This is a genomic window from Priestia endophytica (assembly GCF_026790145.1).
GTDB classification, from domain to species: Bacteria; Bacillota; Bacilli; order Bacillales; family Bacillaceae_H; genus Bacillus_I; species Bacillus_I endophytica_A.
Window position 1 is genome coordinate 146,015 of the sequence record NZ_JALAMS010000011.1, and the last position, 19,792, is coordinate 165,806.

Sequence of the window (19,792 nt, forward strand, 5' to 3'; positions counted from 1 at the left end):
TCCCCTAACAAGATATAAAGTTTATTATATTTAAAACTTTCGGAAGATTCAAGCTTATTTTTATATTTTGTTCCCTATCCTCCCTTTTTAACATAGGCTAGAGCAGACTAATCTCTAGAGAGGTGATAAGATGAAAAAGTATACTTATCTTGATTTTCTGGCTAATTTTGGCGTTGGCGGAGCTCATCCTGGAGGGTTACTTCTTACAAAGCATATTTTTGATCAGTACGAAATTGATGAAAAGACAAGTGTACTAGATGTTGGCTGTGGTACGGGGCAGACTGCTGCATTTCTTTCTCTCGAATATAACTGTTTTGTTGATGCTTGTGACGTTAACAAAATAATGGTTGAGAAAGCAGCCAAAAGGTTTGATGATTTCCTTATTCCAATTGAAGTACGCGAAGAAAATGCTGAAAATCTATCTTACGACGAAAACCTATTTCATTTTGTTCTTTATGAGTCTGTCTTAAACTTTATGAATCTTGAAGAAGGACTAAAAGAAGCTTACCGAGTCTTACAGCCTGATGGAACATTACTAGCTATTGAAATGTTAAAAAAACCTGAAATGACAAAAAGCCAAGAAGAAGATCTTTTATCTTTTTACAACTTAAAATCGCTTCTTTCAATAGAAGATTGGCAAAAGTCTCTTAAAGAAGCAGGATTCACATCTATTACCCTTTCTCCTCTTCCCTCTCTCGCTACGAATAACGAAGACATAGAGCATGGGACAGAGTTTATTCTCTCTCCACACATTGAAAAAGAACTGTATGATTTTCTCGATGGTCACGAGAAGCGAATTAAAGATTTTGAAAGCGTGCTAGACTATCGAATTATTCAAGCTAAAAAAGAAAAATAGAGATAAGTGCTTATACATCTCCTTTCTCTCTCTCATATGTTAATAGTGCTAAGAGAAAAGGAGGAAAAGCTATGCAATATTATGACTTATGTTGTCGCTACAGAGGTCGTATGGTTCGCATTAATGACCGTCATGGACGCACACACGTAGGAAGAATTTTGAATGTAACACAGCGCAGAGTATTTATTCAGCCAATGCAGGGCGGCCGTGGCTTTGGTTACTTTGGTGGATATGGGTATGGATACGGATATGGAGCAGCATATGGAGTTGCTCTTGGGGCTATTACTGGTATTGCCCTTGCATCTCTTTTCTTTATTTAATGAAAAAAGCAGGCTGCCTTATTTAAAGCAACCTGCTTTTTTATCATTCCATTAAGTTTCCACTTTTCTATTCTAAAGGATTTATTTTCTGTTTGCTGTTCGCGTTTTTCTCCTTGCTGTTCATTATCTTGAAGTACATTGGCTAAGGTACGCTCTTTCATACCTGTTGAAGGCACTTTTTAAGCAGTTGAATATGAGAGAAGTCCACCCCACTAACATATCGATCTTATAATAAGGTTACTTACTTATGATAAAATTTAATAACACGATGCACGGTTTTTCCTTTCTTTCATCTTTAAAACATGAAAACAAAGGAAAGAATAAAAAGGAGACAAAAAGGATGGAAAATAATATCGTATTGTTTGATGGAGTATGTTCATTTTGCAATAGCAGCGTTATGTTTTTAATCAAAAGAGATCACAGTGAGCTTTTATCATTCTCTTCTCTTCAGTCATCATATGGACAAAAGCTGCTAGAGGATTTCAATCTTCCAAAGGATGACTTTGATAGCTTTATTTACATAACAAACGGGAAAGTCTATAGTAAATCTACTGCAGCACTTAAAATTGCCCGCAAGCTTTCATTTCCTTATAATCTCTTATATGGATTCATTTTAATTCCCATCCCTATTCGAGATAAGGTTTATTCTATTATAGCGCGAAACCGTTATCGATTGTTTCGAAAGAAAACTTTATGCGAAATTCCACCGGAACATATTCGCAAACGATTTTTAGATGACAAAAGCGAGTGATATAGTTGAAAAAAGTAATGTTGTTACTGTCTTTATTTCTTGTTGTCCCATTTTCACATGCTTACGGCTCTGTACAAGGCGTGTATTACGTAGCTCTTGGCGACTCTTTAGCAAAAGGCATGAATCCATATAAAACAGTTGGCAAAGGGTATAGCGACAAACTCGTTCCTCTTCTTGAACAGGAAGGCCGTTCTGTTGCATTTTCAAAAGAATTTGCTGTACCTGGTTACACAACGGCAAATCTTCTTCAAGATTTAGAGGTTAATGCGTATAGCAACCACGAGAATTTGTTTCATTCTGTTGAAAATGCGTCTCTTATTACTGTACAAGCAGGAGCTAATGATCTTCTTCATTATATTGCTCCACACCGCCAACATATGGTATCGCTTAGTAATAGCGAATGGGAGAGCTTATTACAGCAAACACAGCAAAATATGGAAACCATTTTAGAACGAATTAGAGGCCTTAACCCAACGAGTGATGTCTATGTTGTTGGATATTATTTTCCTTTTTCAAACATTGACAATCCCTTTCAAGAACAAAACTTGAAACAGCGGGTTTTAGCCCTTAATGTAGCCCTGCAAAAAGCAGCCTCTTCACAGAAACATGTTTATTACGTTTCGACAGAGAATTTGTTTTCACAAAACAGAGGAACCTATTTACCAAATAAGATTGATATTCATCCTTCTCAGCAAGGATATGATCTGTTGGCACAGCGAATTTTCGATACGATCCATTTTTCAGAAAGATTCCTCCAATAAAAGAGCACCGTTCAGATGAACGGTGCTCTTTTATTAAGCTTCTATTAGACTTGCACGATATTTCTTTGTTGCTTCAACAAGGACTTGGAGTGATTTTATTGCTTCTTCCTCTTTACGCGTTTTTAGACCACAATCTGGGTTAACCCAAAATTGCTTTTCATCTAATACACGTAGAGAAGCTCTAATGTTTGAGATAATATCCTCTTCATTTGGAATTTGCGGGCTATGAATATCATATACGCCAAGCCCAATTTCTTTTTCATAATGAAAATCTTCAAATGCTTGAAGCAGACGGCCATGACTGCGTGATGTTTCAATTGAAATCACGTCCGCATCAAGGTCATCAATTGTATTCATAATTTCATTAAAATTGGAATAACACATATGAGTATGAATTTGCGTTTCATCTTTTACACCATAAGCAGAAAGTCTGAATGCATATGCAGCAGCTTTTAGATACCCTTCCTTCTCTTCTTCTCGCAATGGAAGGCCTTCTCGAAGTGCAGGTTCATCAATCTGAATGATAGCTATTCCTGCGTCTTCTAACGCTAATACTTCCTGACGGATAGCAAGACCGATTTGATTCATCACTACTTCTTTCGACTCGTCATGACGAGGGAAAGACCAGTTTAAAATGGTAACAGGACCTGTTAGCATCCCTTTTACAAGCTTATTTGTTAAACTTTGAGCATATACGCTTTCTTTCACAGTCATTGGCTCTTTAAGCGATACATCTCCGTAAATAATAGGTGGTTTTACGCAACGTGAACCGTAAGACTGCACCCAGCCAAACTTTGTTACTTCCATACCGTTCAGCTTTTCACCGAAATATTCGACCATGTCTGTACGTTCAAACTCTCCGTGCACGAGAACGTCTAATCCAAGGTCCTCTTGAATGGCGATCCAGCGGGATGTAATTTTTTGAATAAACTGCTCATATTGTGCGTCTGTAATTTGTTTCTTCCGCCATTTTAAACGTGTGCTTCGCACTTCTTTTGTTTGAGGCATACTTCCAATCGTTGTTGTTGGTAAAAGCGGTAGCTTTAACTTTTCCTGCTGTTTCTTCGCTCTTAACTCATACGGTGGACGCGTGGCCTTAAGTTGTACAAGCTCCTTAATTTCTTCTTGAACTTTATGATTATGACGCAATGGTGCTGTAACGAAAGCTTCAAAGCTTTTATCATAATCTTTAAACGATGTATTGTTCTCAATTCCGCTTTCTAATGCTTTTAGTTCTCCTAACTTTTCCTTAGCGAAACTTAGCGCTCCTTCTAAAAAGCTCGGAAGACTTTCATTCTTGGCTGTAACAGGAACATGTAATAAGCTTGATGAAGGCTGTACCCAAAGGTCACCGTCGATTAAATTTAGAAGCTCTTTAACTTCAGCACTCGTTTCTGTTAAATTAGCCTTCCATACATTTCGTCCGTCAATAACTCCTGCTGCTAATACTTTTCCTTTTGGAAAGCCCCATTTTTTCAGCTGTTCTTTTGTTTCCCCTCTATCATGAATAAAATCAAGTCCAAAACCATCTACAGGGAGCGATAGAACCTTTTTATAATCAAAAACAGCTTCATAGTATGTTTGAAGAAGCAACTTCATATTTTTGCAGCTCTTCGCTATTTCAGCATAGCCGTTTTCAATCACTTTCCATACTTCCTGATCTAATGGGGATGTGAAAATTGGTTCTTCTAAGCTGACCCACTCTACTCCTTCTTCATCTAGTTGTTGCAAAAGCTGTTGATAAAGCAGGATAAGGCGCTGAATCCACGATGCTTTTTCTGTTTCTTTATATCCTTTCCCAAGAAGAACGAGCGTTGCTGGCCCTACAAGAGTTACTTTTCCATTTACACCAAGCTTCTGTTTTGCTTTTTTCCAATAATCTAAAAATCGATTTTCTTTTAAAGAAGGCGTAACATTCTCAAACTCTGGCACAATATAGTGATAGTTCGTATTGAACCATTTTGTCATTGTCATGGCTTCTGCCCCGTCTGTTCCACGAGCCATGCTGTAATACGTTTCAAGCGATGTTTTATTTGTATTTTTGAACCGATCTGGCACAAGATCAAACGTCCATAATAAATCTAAAATATGATCATATAAACTAAAATCACCAACAGGAATATGCGTGATTCCCGCTTCCTTTTGCACGCGAATTCCTTCTAAAAATAAGTGATCTAGTTCTTCTTTAAACTCTTTTTCTTCAAGCGTTCCTTCCCAAAAACGCTCTAACGCTTTCTTCCATTCTCTTTTTTCTCCGATTCTTGGATATCCAATATTTGAACTGTATACTGTCATGTTTTTTCCTCCGTCTCTATTGTCTTTTTAGTCATGAAAAAAACTCCCTTTTTTCAAAAAAGAGAGTTAGAAGGCGACTTTAAGAACTGTTGAAACGGATCCATCTATTCAACATAAACCTTCACTCCTCCCTATGAACGCGTAGGTATAAAGCGCAAACAAGTGGCAGGTCTCCTGACTTAGGTTCATCGTTCTTCTATCCCTTCCCGCTTTCGCAGTGGCTATGATAGAAACTCCCCTTCACAGTGGCGCGACCGTGGCGGCTTCTCACCGCTCTTCCCTTTTAAGCTGCAGCGTATGTACAGCACCTCTTGCATGGACATTATAAAATTAGTCTCCTCTACTGAGGAATTGTTAATAAGAATAACGCGATTTTCCCCTTTGTGCAAGACTATTTTTCAGATTATTCATTTTTGATCTAATTTTTTATTATTTTAGAGAAGCTAACATAACCGCAATTTCGTCTTCAATATCTTTTACTTCTTCTTCTAGAAAAGCATTAAAAACGATTGAGAAAATAAGTTCCTCTCCAGCTTCTGTTGTTACATATCCTGAAAAAGAGCTAGCACCTGTAATAGATCCTGTTTTGGCTCTTACATTTCCTTCTGCAGCAGTCCCTCTCATCCGTTCATCGAGCGTTCCCCCTATCAATTCATCCGGATCTCCTGCTAAAGGCAAAGACTCATAAAAATTGTCGTACCAAGGTTTTTGCCTAGCATGAAAAAGTAGAGAAGAAATTTCGTCTGTTGGCACTCCGTTCACATGTGATATGCCTGAAGCATCTCGAATCATCATATTGTCTACATTGACATTTATCTCAGAAAGCGTTTGTTTTAAAGAAGCTAAACCAGCTTCAAAGCTTCCTTCACCATACTGTACTTTTCCCATTTCTTTCACAAAAATTTCTGCAATTGTATTATTACTCAGTTTCATATACGGAATAAAAATTTCCCCAAGTGGAGGAGATTCCTTTACTTCCATCAACTGAGCTTTTTGAGGTGTTTCTTCTTTCTTCACTTTTCCTGTTATTTTTATTCCGTTCTTCTCTAAGACGTCTTTAAATAAAGAAGTCGTATACAAAGCAGGGTCCTCAACGGCAATGGCTGTTTGATCAGGTTCCTCTCCCTCCTTGATGATTCCTTTTACTACAATAACATTTTTATTCCGTTTTCTGACAATTTCTAAATCTGTTTCTCCTTTTCCTGTTTTAGTTTCATTCATCACTTTTACGTAGTCCGTTTTAGGTGATATAGAGATGTGAGCTTTCTTACCATTTTTGGTCGGTGTTGTCTCCACTATAACTGTTCCCGCTTCATAGCGATGATCAGGAGAGAACGTCAACGCTGATATTTGAGCTCCGTACGCATATGATTCGTCTTTCCAAATCATATCTTCTGAAAGCCGAACATCGTCATACCACGTTTCATCTCCAATAATATTTCCCGTAATTTTTTTGATTCCTTTTTCGTGTAATAGAGCTGAAAACTGCTGTAACTCTTTTAATCCAAGAGTTGGATCTCCTTTTCCTTTTAAATAAAGATTCCCTTTTAACACACCATTTTTCACTTTTCCATCATGCCAAAGCTCTGTGTGAAATTTATACTCCTCACCTAATGTTTCAAGCGCTGCTGCCCCTGTAAAGAGTTTCATATTGGACGCAATTTTCATTCGAACTGAGCTGTTCTTTTCATACAGTACTTCTCCGCTTTTGGCCTCTTTTATACTAATTGAACTTATCGCACCCTTTAAATCTTTATGTTGTAACACTTGTTCAATTTTTGTTTCTAATGTACTCGCCCCCTTCGCTGACACGTTAACGGCCTGTGTTATGATTAATACTAACATCACCAAAATTCCACACCATTTTTTCATATCCTTCCTCCTTTATGTACTCCTGTGCATAGATTTTCACATTCTCCTTATTATTATTGATGTTTTATGTACAGAGAGAAGAACAAGTTTATAAAAAAAAGAAGCTTTTTGTTTAAAAGCTTCTCTCTTTATAAGATGAAATATAGTCATGATAATCAGAATAATGACAAGCAGGCTTAAGAGGATATAGTGATTCATCATATTTGTTTTGTCAGGCATGCAGACACTCCGCTCATCAATTCCTCCCAATAGCGAAAAAGCAAGAGCTGAACCTAAGCATAGGCAGGCGACGGAAATATGCAAAAAGAGCAGAAATATAATATCTTCTACTATTCTAAAATACTTTCTTTTCCCTTCAAATGAGATCAAGAACCCGGGACTTACAGTCTGAAAAGTTTTTTCACAAATAAATTTGCTACTAAAAACAGCGACACAGCGCTAATAATATAAAGCTTTTCATTCCTCTTTTCCACAACTCCATTCCCTCATATACCCAATTACAACACAAAAAAAGCAGATGTGTTCATCACATCTGCTTCCTTCTTTACTTTCCTTCATCATCAAAAGAATACGTCCAAAACTCTTCACGAGCAAGCATTTTTAAAATTTCAGGACTTTGTTCAATATTGTTAAAGTCCATTGCTCCAAGCATTCCTTGCGTTTGAGAACGGTGTGCTTTAATTGCTGCAATTTTGATATCTTTCACACTGCTTACATCATGAACAACATCAGGATGACCAATCGCTTCTAGGCGGTCTTTAGAAAAGGCGTGACAAAGAAGGCGAGGACGATCTTCTGGACGAAGACGCTTAACCGCTCTTACTGTTGCCGCTCCTGTTGCATTATGATCTGGGTGAACAGCATATCCAGGATAGTGCGTAATAATCGTTGTTGGCTTAATCTCGTCAATAATGTTGCCAATAACGTCTGCATACACTTCGTCATCTAAAAACTCAAGCGTTTTATCACGAAGGCCCACCATACGAAGCTCATCTAGCTCTAGAATTTCGCCAACTTCTGTTAATTCTTCTTTTCGAATCTTTGGAAGTGTTTCACGGTTTGCAAACGGAGGGTTTCCCATGTTGCGTCCCATCTCTCCAAGAGTTGTGCATGCATATGCTACATATCCACCACTTTGTTTTGTGAGCGCAATCGTTCCTGCTGCTCCAAAAGCTTCATCGTCTGGATGTGGAAAAATGACTAATAAGCGTTCCATTTCTTTCAGCTCCTTATGTAAACGGCTTTTCACTTAGCTGAAGAGCAACGGCTAATCGACCTTGATCATCGTGCCCTGCAAGTAAAAGACGCCCTTCTTCATCTACTTCATAGTGTGTAAGGCCTTCTGCATACACCCAGCCGTCATTCACTTGAAGACCAACTCTGTACGGACCTTGCCCAATGATTTTACCTGTTTGAATGTTTACGCGCGCATTTCTAATAAATGCTCCAACGTTCATTGCTTTATCGTTAAAATGTGAAGCATACGCTCCATTCGTTGTTTCTAAATGCACGTAAACTTCTTTATGAAAAAACGTAGAAAGATGTTTTTTAACATCCTCTGCCTTAATGACTTCCATTCTAAAACCTCCTTTAGCAAAAGCTTAATTCCATAAAGCCAGTTTTATTTTAACGCAAAATCGCATAAACTGCGAATAGTTAGGCTTCGTTTTTTATTTTTTCGTCTTTAAAGAAACTTTTTCACTCTTCTTTCGTCTAATAAATTGGATAAACTGTTGCTTTTTTAGACTTTACTGTGTTATAAAAAACATCTATTCTTAACAAGAAGTTAATTAATTTCTAATATCTGCTTTACATACAATTCATCTTTTTATGTTACGTTATTAATATAACGGATAGATTAAAAGAAAAGGGGGATGAATGAACGTGTCACAACTTGTTAATTTCATCTATGAAGGTGCAGCAAATATGCGTAACGATTTTCGTATTCGTTTAATGAAAGGTGTCGCTTTTCTTTTACTATTCAGTTTAGTGGCCTTTACTCAATTAGGACCTCATCTTTCACAAACTACAATAGGTATTATTGGTTTTATAATCTTTTTAGTATACATTCTAAGTGACGTCTTATTCGAGGAAAAACGGTGGACGTTAAAACTTATGCAAACATACCTCTCCACAATGTTATTCATTGTAGGCATCATTGAGATGCATCGTATGGTTACAACATGCTGTATTATAGGCATTCTTATGGTTCCATACTTAATTGAAGAGCTGAAATAAACGAACCCTTAAAGGCTTCGTTTATTTTTTTGCACTTCATATACTTTTAAGTTTTGATATACCGCTTCTAAATATGGACAGCGCATTCCTTGTTCTTTTGCTTTTTGTAACAAATAACCTTGAAGATGGTCTCCTTCTACGTGAAGTTCTTTTTCCATATCGCGCTGCATGGAAGATTTCATCCCGTAGTCTTGCTTATGCATTGTCTCTATATGCCTTTGCACAATGTTTTCACTCAAAGGAGCCTCAATGGCATCCATCACCATTTTAATTTCTATCATCAACGCCTCTACAAACTGTTCGCCACCCTTTGATTCTAAAACAGCCCCAATTGGCGCTCGAGTTAGCGTTGTGACGCTTGAAAGAGTTGTAATAAACAAATACTTATTCCACATATCTCGCAATACATGATCACTATTTTTATACATTGCTTTTGTTTTCGCAAACGCTTGTTCAAGTTTATCCATCCGTTCACTGCCTACACCTGTTCGTTCTCCAAATGTAATTTTATGTACTCCGCTCGTCTGGATAATATGTCCATGTTCATTTAGTGTTGTTTCAATAAAGCATAGACCTCCGCTTACTCGTTCGGCTCCGAACTTCATTTCAAGCTGCTCTACGTGCGCAAAACCGTTTAAAAGAGGAACAATTACCGTTTCCTCTCCCACAAACCCTGTTAAATCTTTCATAACTTCTTGCAGGTGATAAGCTTTTGTAGACAAAAGCACAACATCAAATATCTGTGGAGTTTCTTTCGTAACAAGAGAAGGTTGAATGTGGATATCGCCATGAATGCTTTTCACAACAAGTCCATCTTCACGCAAACGATTTGCCCTTTTTTCACGAACTAAAAAAGTAACGTCTTCACCACTTTCAGCAAGTCTAGCTCCGAAATAGCCGCCAACACCGCCAGCCCCTACTACTAAGATTTTCATTTATCATCCCTCCTTCTCTTCTTTATACGACAAAAAACTACAAATTCCTGCTTTTTCATAAAGATACTATTTCCCCATCTTTAATTTTCATGTGATAAAATAAACCTACGGAAACAATAAAGGAGACTTTAGCATGAGAAAAGTAGACGTTTTTATTTTATCCGGATTTCTAGGAAGCGGCAAAACAACGCTTCTTCGCCAACTTCTTCAAGAAGAAAAAGAACACGGAAGAAATGTTGGCGTCATAATGAATGAAGCTGGAGAAACAGCTGTAGATTCGGAAGTTTTACCAAATGAAGTTCCACTTGCAGAACTTTTAAATGGATGTGTATGTTGTACAATTCAAGGACAGCTTGAAGGGCAACTTGAAGAAATGATTTCTTCTTATACCCTTGACGCCATTTACATTGAAACAACAGGCATTGCTCATCCTATTGAGGTGCTTGACGGATGTATAACACCTTCTCTTTCAGAGCGTATTACAGTTCGGTCTATTATTACGGTTGTAAATAGCAAACTTTTCCTTGAGCTTGATTCTCTTTCAAACCGTGCGCAAAAGCTCTTTTTGGAACAAATTCGACACGGCGACCTTCTGCTCTTAAATAAAGAAGATTTGCTGACAGAAGATGAAAAAGCAAATACGCTTATGAAAGTACAAATGATAAATGAGGGAGCCAAAATTATTTTAACAACACAAGCACGTGTCCCACTTTCATATATTCTTACGCAAACACGCTCACGTACGGCTTCACATGAACCGACACATATGCACCATCATTTGCACATTGAAACTTTCTCTTATCATGAAGAAAACGCGTTTAATGGCGCAAAGCTTGAAAATTTTTTGAAAAGCTTGCCGCAGTCTGTTTATCGTGTTAAAGGATACGTGCGACTGCAAGGAAACGATCAATTATATTCGCTTCAATATGCATATGGCACGCCTCTTTTAATGCCTGTTGAGCTACAAGCAAAACCGTCTCTTGTTTTTATTGGCGAAAACTTGCAGCCTCAAATCCTTGAACAAGGTCTGAACAGCGCAATCTAAAAAAACACGACACCTTTGTCGTGTTTTTTTAGATTTAGCTATTTTGAAGGTAGCGTAGAATTTCATGAGCGTGAGCTCCTGTTAGTCTTGTAAGTTCCTCCCACATTTCATCTCGCTCTATATCAAGCTCAATAATTCGCTTTGCTAACCCAACAATTTCTTCTTTTTTTGAATGTTCCACACGCTTCTTCCTTCCACTTCTTTTTTTTTACTTTATCTTGTTTGAAAAAAAATAACTATCATCATGTTAATTTTCTTAACATAAGTAGTTACATTTTCTTTTTTAAAATGTTATAATTTCTCACATAGATAATTTTCCGCCTAATTTTTTCAATTTTTCAAAATTATCATCTATCTTAAGTAGAGGTGAAGGTATATGAAAACAGAAGAAGCTTCATACCGTGATAAAAAAGTGATGTCAATTGGAATTGTGAAAGAACTAACAGGTTTGTCCGAACGACAAATTCGATATTATGAGAAAAGACAGCTTCTTTTTCCTGAGAGAACGTCGACTGGCATTCGAAAATATTCTTTTTCTGATGTAGAGCGACTAATGGATATTGCTGATAAGATTGAGGAAGGAGTTCAAACAAAAGAAATAAGGCATGAGCTTGCTCGCCGTGAGGAAAAGAATAAAAACAAAACAAATGAAATCCGCAACAGAATGCTCCAAGGGCAGCTTAATGCCCACTTTCACTCAAGAAACTACTAAAAAAACCCCACCTGTTTTCCTCAGGTGGGGTTCCTCATTAATGAAGCGAACTTTCCTTTTTAAAGCGCGGTTGATGAGAAAGCATAAACTTCGTTTTAGACAAAGAAAAAATAATCGAGCCAATCCAAATCAACATAAAAGTTAAAAGCTGTGAAGAAGAGAAAGGTTCATGAAACACAACCGTTCCTACAAAAAGCATAATAGTTGGCGCAATATATTGTAAAAAACCGACCATTGATAGTGGAATACGCTGAGCTCCTTTTGCAAAATAAAGAAGAGGAACAGCTGTTACAATTCCACCCCCTGCTAAAAGAATAACCGTTAATAGTGAAACGTCCATTAAAATGCCATGTCCGTTTGCGAACAAAAACAGCACATAAAAAAGAGCAACAGGCGTCACAAAAAGCGTCTCAAGTGTTAGACCAACCTTTGGATCTAACGTTAACTTTTTCTTTACAAGTCCGTAAAATCCAAAGCTCAAAGCAAGGGAAAGGGCAATCCATGGAAAAGTTCCATATTGAAAAGTAAGGATCCCAACCCCAACAGCCGCTAATAACACCGCAATCAATTGCCAAAAATTTAGTTTTTCTTTTAAAAAGATAACGCCTAGTAAAACGCTAATAAGCGGATTTACATAATATCCTAAACTTGCTTCAACAACTAAGTTAGCATTTACAGCCCATATGTAAACAAACCAGTTTATGCTAATTAAAATTGAAGCTCCTGCCAAGGCGATAATCTGCCCTTTTGTCATTAACTTCCACTGTTCTTTCACCTTTTGAAAACTACGTGAAAACGCTAAAAGGAGAATCATAAAAATAAAAGACCATAAAATGCGATATGCTAAAATTTCTCCTGAAGGCACGCTTTCAAGCAGCTTCCAATATAGCGGAAGAATTCCCCACATGATATAAGCCGCGGCGGTATAAGCAACGCCGTGGCTATCAAGTTTTGTTCGTTGTTCTTCCATTATCCTCATCCTTTCTCATTACTATAATTTTACTATTATAGCATGAGATGAGCATTTACTTCGTATTATTTGGCTTAAATACTTTAGCACTTCTTTCATATTCAACATCGCTTACGTTTGCACGTGCATTTGCAGCCCGTGCCGCTGCGAAAAAGTAGTCTGATAAACGGTTAAGATAAGATAAGACACTTTTATTAATTTCGTGTTCTTTACTTACTGTAACAACAAAACGCTCTGCTCTTCTTGTAACTGTACGACAAACGTGAAGCGTTGCAGCAAGCTGTGTGCCCCCTGGAAGAATAAATCGTTCAATTGCTGGAGATTCCTCCATATAGCGATCAATGCTTTTTTCAAGCTTCTCGCTCATTTCATCACTCACTTTAAACGGGTGTCCTTTCTTCGCATATGCAAGGTCGCTGCCACAGTCAAAAAGTTCGTGCTGAATTGTCAGCAGCTCTTCTTTCATATCCTCTAGTTCTTTCGCTTCAATAAGAGAAGCTGCTTGCCCAACAAAACTGTTTAACTCATCAATTGTTCCATATGCTTCAACTCGCATATCGTCTTTATCAACGCGGCCTCCTATTAAACTTGTTTTTCCTTTGTCACCTGTTTTCGTATAAATGTCCATCTCTTATTCCCCTTTCAATCGTTCTTGTATTCCATACCAAATGTAATCAACTGTTGAAGCTGCCTTTATCATATCCTGATAAATATACCCGCAAACATCACGGAAATGACGGTCTAACGGATCCATTGGCACAATTCCCTTGCCAACTTCTGTCCCAATTAAAACAAAATGAGCTCCTTTATCTTTTTCCTCTTTTTTTATCTTTTCTATAATCCTCCTAGCAAGACCTCTTGTGTCCTCAATAGAGAGGGTTTTTATCCTTTCTCTAACCCATAAAGTAAATCCTTCTACTATGTACACTTTCTTATGAAAAGCCACAGAGCGGTTGAGATGCTGAAATGAAAGAGTCTCTGTCTGTTCCATCGCATAATATTCATCTATCCACTGACGCTTTCCGTTAAAAGCCCCTCCGAATACGAAATGCACGACTCATCCCTCCTTACCCTTTCATACGTCATCTTCCATGTGATAGCTTCTGTATAACCAATATTCAAGTTCCAAAACACATTGTTTTCTTTTAGAAAACGCTCATGTAAAGAGCGAATAACGCCTCCGTGTGTTACAATGACCAACTTTGTTTTTCCACTTTTCTTTAATTCGTTCAAACTATAAAGAAGAGCTTGATTGATGCGCTCATTGAAGTCTGTATACATTTCACCGCCTGGTATTTCACGTGTAAAGGGATGATCCACCCAATTTCGGTACTGTACATTATCTTTTAGTTCATGATACGTTTTCCCTTCCCACTGTCCAAAATGAAGCTCACGCCACTCTTTAAAAGAATGATAAGGAGCTTTCGGAAAGAGAGCCTTTGCTGTTTCCTCACAACGTTTCAAATCGCTTCCTACAACAAGTACATCCTCTTTTTCATATGGGGTAATCTTTGCTAATGCTTCCTCTAAAAGCGGTGGATTGCTCCATCCCATATATGCTTTTCTTTTATTATATGCTGTTATGCCATGACGAACAGCTGAAATAACCACATGATCATCCATAAAAAAGTTTCCCCTCCTTCAATCGTTGCTCCGATACTGTCTCCTGTAATCCCTCCAAACTGACGGTGGAAAAAGATACGAGCACAAAACGTATAGAGCAAAAGAGCTCCGCCCAAAACGAAACAAAGCAGCGGAGAAACAAAAGCACAAACTCCGAAAAAAAGCAGCACTTCAATCCAAAATCCTCTTTTTATAGGAGGTGTAATTCCACTTTGGAAATAAAAAGCGAGTCCACTTTCTTTTGCAGACTTTGTATATATAAGTAAAAAAGCGGAAGAAAGCCGAGCACCGCTTAGAATCATCACAAGAAGAGGAAACGAAACTTCTTCAACACGAACAAGCTCATAAATAGCCATAAACCGAAAAGAAAGCAAAACAAGAAGTGAAATTACCGCAAAAGCCCCTACGTTTGGATCACTTAAAATGGCAAGCTTTTTTTCTCGATTTTGATGAGAAAAGTATGCATCACTAACATCCATCCACCCATCAAGATGAAGCCCTCCTGTTATGATGATCGGAATAAAAAGAAGAAGAAGCGAAAAGACAAGCGGAGAAAACAACTCTTCTCCTTTTATAACGCCGTTCAATAAGAAGGCTAAAACGCCACCTAAAACAGGAAGAAAGAGCAGCGTTCCAGCTACTTTCCTCTCTGTCCATTCTACTCTTTTTCCTGCTGGAACGATTGTAAAAAAGCTTAGCCCAATTTTAATAATTTCAATGAGTTTTTTCATAGATGTATCTGTCCTTTTTTCAGCCTAGGAATTCCTCCCACAATCTCTCCTGCGACATCTGCTCTTTTGACAATTTCCACATGCAAACAACCTAGTGCTTCCATATACTTTGCCGTTACTCCTTCTTCATATCCTCCTTGAAAGATCTCATTTGATACAATAATGAGATGACGCACTTTCTTATGCAATGCTTTGACTTCATTCACCATATTATCTACGATCCATTCCCAATTTGACGGCCAATTGTAAGAAGGCGGTGTAAACAGTTCATTAGCAAGCCAGTTTGTTGCACAGTCTAGGAGCACAACGTCCGTTTCTTTTAAAGAGGAAAAAAGAGTAGACATGCCTTGTTGCTGTTCTAATGTACGCCAAGGCACTCGCCCTTCCTTTCTCGCAAGCTTGTGAGCTTTTATTCTTTCTTCCATTTCATCATCTGTTTTTTTACTTGTTGCAATATATACAGCTTCTTTAGCAAGCAAACGCTCAACAAGAGCTTCTGCATATGTAGATTTCCCGCTCCGGACGCCTCCTGTTAGAAAAATGAGCATTGTTTCTTAACATTCCCGAGCACGTGTAAAAGATGCTCATTTTCCTCCCGTGTTCTCACCGCTAATCGAATGTAGCGTCCTTCTAACAAGCGGAAATTTTCCGTATGTCTTGCAACGATTCCTTCTTGAGCTAGATATGATAAAAAGGTTCTTCCTTCAAGTTCTTCTGGTACTTTACATAAATAGTAATTTGTATACGAGGGCATAAAAGAAAAGCCAAGATCTTTTAATCTATGAAATATAAACTCTCGCTCTTTTTTGACATATTGAACTGTTTCAGCTACAAACTCATGCTCATTCATAAGCTTCTCTCCGATATATTGAGCCATTCCGTTCACACTCCATGGCGGTTGCTTTTCTTGCAGTGCTTTCACTTTTTCTTTATTGCTTATAATATAACCTAAACGCACGCCTGGAATATGATACATTTTCGTAAGAGAACGCACAATTATAACAGGATACCCTTTTTGCACATAAGAAACAAAAGAATAACTTTCCCCTGTAAAATCAGCAAAGGCTTCATCAATCACAACTGTTGTTCGACTTTCTTTCGCTTTTTCTAAAACGAGTTCCCATTCTTTTTCAGGATACATCATGCCAGTCGGATTGTTAGGGTGACAAACAAATAAAATGTCAACCTTCTCTATTTCTTTTAAAACAGCCTCAATATTCCACTGCCAGTCTCTTTCTTCCTCTAATGAAAGATGCCGAATTGTACAGCCATATGCAAGACATGCCCGCTCATATTCTACAAATGTTGGCTGAAGAATGCTTGCTTTTTTGTTTGCAAAAAGAGAAGCAATTAAGAAAAAAGCTTCTGCTGCTCCATTTGTACACAAAATATTTTCACTAGCTGTTTCTTCTCCTAAAGCAATATAACTTGCTAATGTTTCTGCATGCTGCTCTGGATACGAAAACATCGATTGATTTCTTTCTTCTATTCCTTCGTAAAGAGAAGAAGGAATACCAATTGGGTTAACGTTCACGCTAAAATCATAATAAAGCTCTCGATCTTGAACATTGAGCGCTTTTAAAAAATTTTTTGGGTTAGCTCCATGTGAGGGCAACAAAAAGGCCACCTCCAATAAAAATAAAAAAAGAATAATAAAGAACCCCTCGGTTCATAATTTGAATGGTCTCTTTAATCATAGACGCCTTCAGTTCTCGATCAGGGTTTCCCATATGTGCTCGATGTGAGACAACTCCTTTATATGTATTGACTCCACCAAGTCTAACGCCTAAAAGTCCTGCAGCAGCACTTTCTAAAAAACCACTGTTTGGACTCGGATGCTTGCGGGCATCACGTTTAACAATTGATAGGACTTCTTTTAACGTATACTTACTTTTGTGAATATAGCCTAATACAAGAGCAAATGCTGTTGTGCGGCTTGGAATTAAGTTTAGTAAATCATCTAACCGGGCACTGCAGTAACCAAATTCCATATACTGCTTATTTTTGTACCCTACCATTGAGTCACACGTGTTCACTGCTCTATAAAATAAAGCAAGAGGAGCTCCGCCAAATAGAGCAAAGAAAAGAGGAGCTGTTATGCCGTCACTTACGTTTTCAGCCACCGTTTCAATGGTAGCACGCGTTACTTCCCCTTTTGACAACGTGTCTGTATCTCTTCCTACAATCATTCCAACACTAGCACGAGCTCCGTCTATATTTTCTGCGTGAAGCGGTTCATGGACTTCAAGGGCTGCCTTTGCAAGCGATGTTCTGGCAATTGTTGTTGAAATAAGAAGGCCTTCGATTACAATGCCAAATATGTATGATAAATGATAGCAAAAGTAAATGAAGATTCCACTCGCTATAACGGTCCAAAAAAATAAAAAAAGCGGTGGGGTGATCCCTTTCAATTTTCGGTGTTTCCCTCTATTAAAAAGGCGATCACACCATGAAATTTGGGCTCCAAAAAAGCGAACAGGGTGTGGCCAATGCTCAGGATCTCCTACAATAAAATCAATGAAAAGAGCGAGAACAATAGCAGCAAGATGTGCAAAAATAATTAATGAAATATCCACTCTCTTTCTCCTTTTCTCTTCAATATGGAAACGCGAAACTTTTCTAAATGTTCTGTCGGTTAAAACTATAAAGAAGGCCAGTCCCCTAAGGAGACCAACCTACTCTTCTTACTTGTAGAGTTCTGGATATACGGCTTTAGCCATATCTTCTAGTCCATTAACAAGACGTGGACCAGGACGCGTTACTTCATCAGAATTGAGATCTGTAATGCTGTTTGTTTCTACAGCTTTAACAGCCTCAAAACCAGGACGCTTTTTAATATTTTCGACTGCGTTTTTATCTGCTGCTCCATAGGTTGTTAAAATAACATCTGGATTTAAGGCAACAACATCTTCTTTTGAAAGCTGTACCCATCCTTCTTGATCTTTCGCTGCATTTTCAGCTCCGATAAGGGTTAACATTTCGTTCATGAACGTCCCTTCTCCTGCTGTGTAAAGGTCAGAAGAAATTTCAACCCAGACTTTTTTCTTGTCTTTCACTTCTTTTGCCTTATCCGTAATTTCTTTGACGATCTCTTTCATGTCAGCAATCGTTTCTTCCGCCTTCTCAACATGACCTGTTAAAGCGCCAATTGTTTCAATTGATTGGTATGTAGCATCAAATGTTTGAGCATCTTTAACAACAAATACTTTAATTCCTGCATCTTCAAGCTGTTTATAAAGATCTGAACCGCTTGCCATTGTAGAAGCATGTGCTAAAACAAGATCCGGGTTTAGAGAAATAATTTTCTCTACGTTTGGCTCCATGCCGCCAACAGATTCCTTCTCTTTTACTTCTTTCGGATATGTATCATTATCCGTCACACCAACAACTTGTTTTCCCGCTCCAATGTTGTATAAAATTTCTGTATTACTTGGAATAAGAGAAACGACTTTTTTCGGCTGCTTTTCTAGCTTCACCTTTTCACCGCGCGCATCCTCTATTGAGACTGGATAAACTTTGTCTTGCTGTACAGAAGCGCTATCGTTTTTCGTACTGCTATTGTCATTGCCGTCTGAATTACATGCACTAAGCACGAGTACAACGGCAAATAAAAGCATATAAAGCTTTTTCACTTCTTTTCCTCCTTCTACTTCCTAAAGATTCCGCCTTTCTTCCATATGAATGAACTTCTGCTTATGAAGAATACGACCTCTCCTCTTTTTCAGTCACAAAAGAGAAAAGCTCGTTCTGTAAAAACACATTCTCTATTTCAGAAAGTTGGCTAAAGCTAGTATATCCTACATATTTTGAAAAGAAAATAGGTGAGGAAATAAAAACAGGGGAAGGCTTTCTAACAAGCTTTTTCACACGGCTTATAAACCTTGCTATAGTGAACATATCATATGTGACTCTCGTATGATACGTAAGGGGTGAATGGTCTATTGCTCAGGCTTTTAATAAGGCCTGAGTCTTTTTATGTTAAAAAAGAAAGAATTTCAGCGAAGGAGACGACAACGGGAGGAAGAAACTCTTCTTTACTTGTTCTCTCAGCACAAACTGCTAGCTTATACCCTTCAAGATCGTATATTTTGCAGAAAAAATCTTGAATCTCATGTCTTTCTTTTTCACAGACAAAGGTTGCTCCTTCATCGTTCCTTTTGACAGAAATAGTATCAGGACTAATCGTAAACCCTTTTCCAACGGCTTTTACATAGCTTTCTTTACTTGCCCAAAGCTCGTAAAAATACTCCTTGTCCTCCTTCATGATTCTTTCATATTCTTCGCTTGTAAAAGCTATTTTTGCAACGTCCTCTTGTTTATCTTTTATTTCTTCAATATCAACCCCTACTTCACGATCATGAAAAGCACAAGCAACCCATTCCCCCGAATGTGAAATATTAAAAAAACAGGAGGATAGATTTTCTTTAATGTATGGTTTTCCATAAGCATTTTGAGTAAACGTGCACATTGGCTGAGATGGATGTTTTCTCTCATAAAGGAACCGAACAAGAAGTTCACCAAGAGTTGTACGATATTTGTCACTAAGATGATAAAGTTTGGAGACCTTTTCTTTTTTCCCTTGCGATACTCCTTGTAACAAGAAGTTTAGCTCTTTTTGTTGTAAAAGATGTGGTAATTTGCATAAGTACACTTCAACCATATTGATTTCCTTTCATGTGAAAA

At 37.8% G+C, this 19,792-nt stretch carries 24 protein-coding genes and 1 riboswitch; of the genes, 7 read left to right on the top strand and 17 right to left on the bottom strand.

Annotated features, from left to right (window positions below; genetic code table 11):
- Positions 1 to 130: 130 nt before the first annotated feature.
- Positions 131 to 856 carry a class I SAM-dependent methyltransferase gene (locus tag MOC86_RS09145; RefSeq protein WP_268583876.1) on the top strand — a complete coding sequence of 242 codons (726 nt, stop codon included), beginning with the start codon at positions 131 to 133 and terminating at the stop codon, positions 854 to 856.
- Positions 857 to 927: 71 nt separating this feature from the next.
- Positions 928 to 1,176 carry a hypothetical protein gene (locus tag MOC86_RS09150; protein WP_243518726.1) on the top strand — a complete coding sequence of 83 codons (249 nt, stop codon included), beginning with the start codon at positions 928 to 930 and terminating at the stop codon, positions 1,174 to 1,176.
- On the opposite strand, the gene MOC86_RS09155 is transcribed toward MOC86_RS09150, so the two are convergent.
- On the bottom strand, positions 1,173 to 1,337 hold the full coding sequence (locus MOC86_RS09155; protein ID WP_268583878.1) for a hypothetical protein: 165 nt from the start codon (positions 1,335 to 1,337) through the stop codon (positions 1,173 to 1,175). The genes MOC86_RS09150 and MOC86_RS09155 overlap by 4 nt on opposite strands.
- Before the next feature lie 179 nt (positions 1,338 to 1,516).
- Here MOC86_RS09155 and MOC86_RS09160 point away from each other — a divergent pair, with 179 nt between their 5' ends.
- Together MOC86_RS09160 and MOC86_RS09165 are read left to right on the top strand one after the other, a co-directional pair.
- Complete coding sequence (locus MOC86_RS09160; protein WP_268583880.1) at positions 1,517 to 1,927, top strand: thiol-disulfide oxidoreductase DCC family protein; 411 nt, start codon at positions 1,517 to 1,519, stop codon at positions 1,925 to 1,927.
- 5 nt (positions 1,928 to 1,932) lie between these two features.
- Complete coding sequence (locus MOC86_RS09165) at positions 1,933 to 2,688, top strand: GDSL-type esterase/lipase family protein (RefSeq protein ID WP_268583881.1); 756 nt, start codon at positions 1,933 to 1,935, stop codon at positions 2,686 to 2,688.
- A 33-nt stretch (positions 2,689 to 2,721) separates the two neighbouring features.
- Here MOC86_RS09165 and metE read toward each other — a convergent pair whose 3' ends face one another.
- From metE to MOC86_RS09185, 4 genes are all read right to left on the bottom strand, one after another.
- Entirely contained in the window at positions 2,722 to 4,983 is a 2,262-nt protein-coding gene (gene metE / locus MOC86_RS09170) for a 5-methyltetrahydropteroyltriglutamate--homocysteine S-methyltransferase (RefSeq protein ID WP_268583883.1), read from the bottom strand.
- 146 nt (positions 4,984 to 5,129) lie between these two features.
- Positions 5,130 to 5,310, bottom strand: a riboswitch (cobalamin riboswitch).
- A 102-nt stretch (positions 5,311 to 5,412) separates the two neighbouring features.
- Positions 5,413 to 6,855 carry a D-alanyl-D-alanine carboxypeptidase/D-alanyl-D-alanine-endopeptidase gene (gene dacB / locus MOC86_RS09175; protein ID WP_268583884.1) on the bottom strand — a complete coding sequence of 481 codons (1,443 nt, stop codon included), beginning with the start codon at positions 6,853 to 6,855 and terminating at the stop codon, positions 5,413 to 5,415.
- 544 nt (positions 6,856 to 7,399) lie between these two features.
- Entirely contained in the window at positions 7,400 to 8,071 is a 672-nt protein-coding gene (gene bshB2, locus MOC86_RS09180; RefSeq protein WP_019392091.1) for a bacillithiol biosynthesis deacetylase BshB2, read from the bottom strand.
- Between the two features lie 13 nt (positions 8,072 to 8,084).
- Positions 8,085 to 8,432, bottom strand: a complete 348-nt coding sequence (locus MOC86_RS09185; RefSeq protein WP_019392090.1) for a YojF family protein — start codon at positions 8,430 to 8,432, stop codon at positions 8,085 to 8,087.
- Positions 8,433 to 8,733: 301 nt separating this feature from the next.
- Here MOC86_RS09185 and MOC86_RS09190 point away from each other — a divergent pair, with 301 nt between their 5' ends.
- Entirely contained in the window at positions 8,734 to 9,093 is a 360-nt protein-coding gene (locus MOC86_RS09190; protein ID WP_019392089.1) for a hypothetical protein, read from the top strand.
- An 8-nt stretch (positions 9,094 to 9,101) separates the two neighbouring features.
- Here MOC86_RS09190 and MOC86_RS09195 read toward each other — a convergent pair whose 3' ends face one another.
- A complete protein-coding gene (locus MOC86_RS09195; RefSeq protein WP_268583885.1) occupies positions 9,102 to 10,028 on the bottom strand; it encodes a ketopantoate reductase family protein in 927 nt (308 codons plus the stop codon).
- A gap of 133 nt (positions 10,029 to 10,161) precedes the next feature.
- Here MOC86_RS09195 and MOC86_RS09200 point away from each other — a divergent pair, with 133 nt between their 5' ends.
- On the top strand, positions 10,162 to 11,073 hold the full coding sequence (locus MOC86_RS09200; protein WP_268583886.1) for a CobW family GTP-binding protein: 912 nt from the start codon (positions 10,162 to 10,164) through the stop codon (positions 11,071 to 11,073).
- 34 nt (positions 11,074 to 11,107) lie between these two features.
- Here the strand turns inward: MOC86_RS09200 and MOC86_RS09205 are convergent, their stop codons facing one another.
- On the bottom strand, positions 11,108 to 11,254 hold the full coding sequence (locus MOC86_RS09205; protein WP_019392086.1) for a hypothetical protein: 147 nt from the start codon (positions 11,252 to 11,254) through the stop codon (positions 11,108 to 11,110).
- Between the two features lie 195 nt (positions 11,255 to 11,449).
- On the opposite strand from MOC86_RS09205, the gene MOC86_RS09210 reads away from it, so the two are divergent.
- Positions 11,450 to 11,785, top strand: a complete 336-nt coding sequence (locus MOC86_RS09210) for a MerR family transcriptional regulator (protein WP_019392085.1) — start codon at positions 11,450 to 11,452, stop codon at positions 11,783 to 11,785.
- A 37-nt stretch (positions 11,786 to 11,822) separates the two neighbouring features.
- Here the strand turns inward: MOC86_RS09210 and rarD are convergent, their stop codons facing one another.
- From rarD to MOC86_RS09260, 10 genes are all read right to left on the bottom strand, one after another.
- Positions 11,823 to 12,755, bottom strand: coding sequence for an EamA family transporter RarD (rarD, locus tag MOC86_RS09215; protein WP_268583887.1), 933 nt, complete (start codon positions 12,753 to 12,755; stop codon positions 11,823 to 11,825).
- 55 nt (positions 12,756 to 12,810) lie between these two features.
- Positions 12,811 to 13,383: a cob(I)yrinic acid a,c-diamide adenosyltransferase gene (locus tag MOC86_RS09220; RefSeq protein ID WP_151585774.1), complete on the bottom strand. Its 573-nt coding sequence runs from the start codon at positions 13,381 to 13,383 to the stop codon at positions 12,811 to 12,813.
- Between the two features lie 3 nt (positions 13,384 to 13,386).
- A complete protein-coding gene (locus MOC86_RS09225; RefSeq protein WP_243518706.1) occupies positions 13,387 to 13,809 on the bottom strand; it encodes a bifunctional adenosylcobinamide kinase/adenosylcobinamide-phosphate guanylyltransferase in 423 nt (140 codons plus the stop codon).
- Entirely contained in the window at positions 13,761 to 14,378 is a 618-nt protein-coding gene (locus MOC86_RS09230; RefSeq protein ID WP_268583889.1) for a histidine phosphatase family protein, read from the bottom strand. The genes MOC86_RS09225 and MOC86_RS09230 overlap by 49 nt, the downstream gene beginning before the upstream one ends.
- Positions 14,336 to 15,109, bottom strand: coding sequence for an adenosylcobinamide-GDP ribazoletransferase (locus MOC86_RS09235; RefSeq protein ID WP_268583891.1), 774 nt, complete (start codon positions 15,107 to 15,109; stop codon positions 14,336 to 14,338). Before MOC86_RS09235 ends, MOC86_RS09230 begins: the two co-directional genes overlap by 43 nt.
- Entirely contained in the window at positions 15,106 to 15,657 is a 552-nt protein-coding gene (locus MOC86_RS09240; protein ID WP_268583893.1) for a bifunctional adenosylcobinamide kinase/adenosylcobinamide-phosphate guanylyltransferase, read from the bottom strand. Before MOC86_RS09240 ends, MOC86_RS09235 begins: the two co-directional genes overlap by 4 nt.
- Positions 15,642 to 16,727 carry a threonine-phosphate decarboxylase CobD gene (gene cobD, locus MOC86_RS09245; RefSeq protein ID WP_268583894.1) on the bottom strand — a complete coding sequence of 362 codons (1,086 nt, stop codon included), beginning with the start codon at positions 16,725 to 16,727 and terminating at the stop codon, positions 15,642 to 15,644. The genes MOC86_RS09240 and cobD overlap by 16 nt, the downstream gene beginning before the upstream one ends.
- On the bottom strand, positions 16,705 to 17,685 hold the full coding sequence (cbiB, locus tag MOC86_RS09250) for an adenosylcobinamide-phosphate synthase CbiB (protein ID WP_268583896.1): 981 nt from the start codon (positions 17,683 to 17,685) through the stop codon (positions 16,705 to 16,707). Before cbiB ends, cobD begins: the two co-directional genes overlap by 23 nt.
- 108 nt (positions 17,686 to 17,793) lie before the next feature.
- Entirely contained in the window at positions 17,794 to 18,741 is a 948-nt protein-coding gene (locus tag MOC86_RS09255) for an ABC transporter substrate-binding protein (RefSeq protein ID WP_268583898.1), read from the bottom strand.
- 341 nt (positions 18,742 to 19,082) lie between these two features.
- Positions 19,083 to 19,769: a 4'-phosphopantetheinyl transferase family protein gene (locus tag MOC86_RS09260; protein WP_268583899.1), complete on the bottom strand. Its 687-nt coding sequence runs from the start codon at positions 19,767 to 19,769 to the stop codon at positions 19,083 to 19,085.
- Positions 19,770 to 19,792 lie beyond the last annotated feature (23 nt).

Bases quoted from the DNA above. Each gene is read 5' to 3' on its own strand.
- MOC86_RS09145 (WP_268583876.1), top strand. From the start codon at position 131: ATGAAAAAGTATACTTATCTTGATTTTCTGGCTAATTTTGGCGTTGGC.
- MOC86_RS09150 (WP_243518726.1), top strand. From the start codon at position 928: ATGCAATATTATGACTTATGTTGTCGCTACAGAGGTCGTATGGTTCGC.
- MOC86_RS09155 (WP_268583878.1), bottom strand. From the start codon at position 1,337: ATGAAAGAGCGTACCTTAGCCAATGTACTTCAAGATAATGAACAGCAA.
- MOC86_RS09160 (WP_268583880.1), top strand. From the start codon at position 1,517: ATGGAAAATAATATCGTATTGTTTGATGGAGTATGTTCATTTTGCAAT.
- metE (WP_268583883.1), bottom strand. From the start codon at position 4,983: ATGACAGTATACAGTTCAAATATTGGATATCCAAGAATCGGAGAAAAA.
- dacB (WP_268583884.1), bottom strand. From the start codon at position 6,855: ATGAAAAAATGGTGTGGAATTTTGGTGATGTTAGTATTAATCATAACA.
- bshB2 (WP_019392091.1), bottom strand. From the start codon at position 8,071: ATGGAACGCTTATTAGTCATTTTTCCACATCCAGACGATGAAGCTTTT.
- MOC86_RS09185 (WP_019392090.1), bottom strand. From the start codon at position 8,432: ATGGAAGTCATTAAGGCAGAGGATGTTAAAAAACATCTTTCTACGTTT.
- MOC86_RS09190 (WP_019392089.1), top strand. From the start codon at position 8,734: ATGAACGTGTCACAACTTGTTAATTTCATCTATGAAGGTGCAGCAAAT.
- MOC86_RS09195 (WP_268583885.1), bottom strand. From the start codon at position 10,028: ATGAAAATCTTAGTAGTAGGGGCTGGCGGTGTTGGCGGCTATTTCGGA.
- MOC86_RS09200 (WP_268583886.1), top strand. From the start codon at position 10,162: ATGAGAAAAGTAGACGTTTTTATTTTATCCGGATTTCTAGGAAGCGGC.
- MOC86_RS09210 (WP_019392085.1), top strand. From the start codon at position 11,450: ATGAAAACAGAAGAAGCTTCATACCGTGATAAAAAAGTGATGTCAATT.
- rarD (WP_268583887.1), bottom strand. From the start codon at position 12,755: ATGGAAGAACAACGAACAAAACTTGATAGCCACGGCGTTGCTTATACC.
- MOC86_RS09220 (WP_151585774.1), bottom strand. From the start codon at position 13,383: ATGGACATTTATACGAAAACAGGTGACAAAGGAAAAACAAGTTTAATA.
- MOC86_RS09230 (WP_268583889.1), bottom strand. From the start codon at position 14,378: ATGGATGATCATGTGGTTATTTCAGCTGTTCGTCATGGCATAACAGCA.
- MOC86_RS09235 (WP_268583891.1), bottom strand. From the start codon at position 15,109: ATGAAAAAACTCATTGAAATTATTAAAATTGGGCTAAGCTTTTTTACA.
- MOC86_RS09240 (WP_268583893.1), bottom strand. From the start codon at position 15,657: ATGCTCATTTTTCTAACAGGAGGCGTCCGGAGCGGGAAATCTACATAT.
- MOC86_RS09260 (WP_268583899.1), bottom strand. From the start codon at position 19,769: ATGGTTGAAGTGTACTTATGCAAATTACCACATCTTTTACAACAAAAA.